Annotated in this window: 1 protein-coding gene and 2 pseudogenes; 2 read left to right on the top strand and 1 reads right to left on the bottom strand. The window is 66.6% G+C overall.

Annotation, left to right across the window (positions count from 1 at the left end):
* A pseudogene (locus ABT116_RS47765) lies at positions 1-131 on the bottom strand (carbohydrate ABC transporter permease); the annotation flags it as partial.
* On the opposite strand from ABT116_RS47765, the gene ABT116_RS47760 reads away from it, so the two are divergent.
* Positions 124-639: a hypothetical protein gene (locus ABT116_RS47760; RefSeq protein ID WP_351647741.1), complete on the top strand. Its 516-nt coding sequence runs from the start codon at positions 124-126 to the stop codon at positions 637-639. The pseudogene ABT116_RS47765 and the gene ABT116_RS47760 sit on opposite strands and share 8 nt — an antisense overlap.
* Before the next feature lie 97 nt (positions 640-736).
* A pseudogene (locus ABT116_RS47755) lies at positions 737-1090 on the top strand (SDR family oxidoreductase); the annotation flags it as partial.
* Positions 1091-1241: the final 151 nt, after the last annotated feature.

Genomic DNA, 1241 nt, shown 5'->3' with positions numbered 1-1241 from the left:
CCCGCCGTAAGCCCCTGCACCACCTGCCGCTGGAAGATGATGTACGCCGCCAGCACCGGCAGCATCGCCATCACCAGGCCCGCGAACAGGCCTTGGGTGTTCGCCAGCGCAACAGTGTCTTTCGTGACCATGACGGCCAGGCTCGGGGACCGCTACTCAGGTCCTCTCCTTCCGGGTTTCGCGGCGGCGCTGACTCTGGGTGCTGGAATCCTGGTTCAAACTGCTGCCCGCCATCGCAATTGGGGTCCTCAGGCCGGCACGGTCGGCGCCGCGCTGGCGGCGCTCGGATACCTTCTGGTCGCGGTCGGCGGCGCACGCCCCGCGCTCGGGTTGTTCATCGTCTGCGCGCTCGTCCTCGGTACGGCCTACGGACTGTGCCTGCGTGAGGGACTGCTCGACCTCGAGTCGCTGGCTCCCCCGGCCTCGCGGGGCGCCCTGACCGGGATCTTCTACGTCGGCACCTATCTCGGATTCGGACTGCCGGTGCTACTGGTTGTCATCGAACCCACGATGGGTCCGTCACTGCCGTTGGTGATCCTCGCCGCTGTTGCCGCCGTTGTTGCCGTGGTCCGATTCCGTCGATTGCGGTCGCCCCAGGCTTCCACGTCACATCCGCGTCTCGAAGCCGCATCGGTCTGAACACCCGTTCGGACGGAGTTGGCGGTACTTGCAGTCGCAGCTACCCGGCGGTGTTAGCGTCGGAGGACCAGAAGGTAACTGCGTAGGGACACAGCACATGGGCAAGAGCGAGGCGGGCAAGGCCGAATCAGGCAAGAGCAGTGCCGACGATCTGACGGGTCGGCGCATCCTGATCACCGGTGCCGCCCGCAACATCGGTTCTTCGCTGGCCAGACGCCTCTACGACCGCGGTGCGTCCGTGGGACTGCTCGGCCTCGAGCCTGAACTTCTCGAACAAGTCGCCACTTCCTGCGGCCGCGCACCGTGGCAGTTGTGCGATGTCGCCGACCCCGAGCAGGTATCTCGCGGCGTCGACTACATTGCCGAGAAGCTGGGAGGCATCGACGTCGTCGTGGCCAATGCCGGTGTCGAGGCGAACTCGTCGATCCTCGGCGGCGACGTCGAAGACATGCGCCGCGCCGTCGAAGTCAACCTCATGGGCACGTACTTCACCCTGCGCGCAGCGGGCCGGACCCCGAGGTCGACCCGGCAATCGCCCGCCAGACCGCGGCCGTTGTGGCCACCGGCCGCTCGGACTTCCCGAACCAGATCAACAACGTGCT

The sequence above is a fragment of the Streptomyces sp. NPDC002130 genome, from assembly GCF_040296465.1.
Classification (GTDB): Bacteria; Actinomycetota; Actinomycetes; order Streptomycetales; family Streptomycetaceae; genus Streptomyces.
Note: the sequence above shows the minus strand (reverse complement) of the source record. Positions and strands in the feature narration are given on the sequence as shown.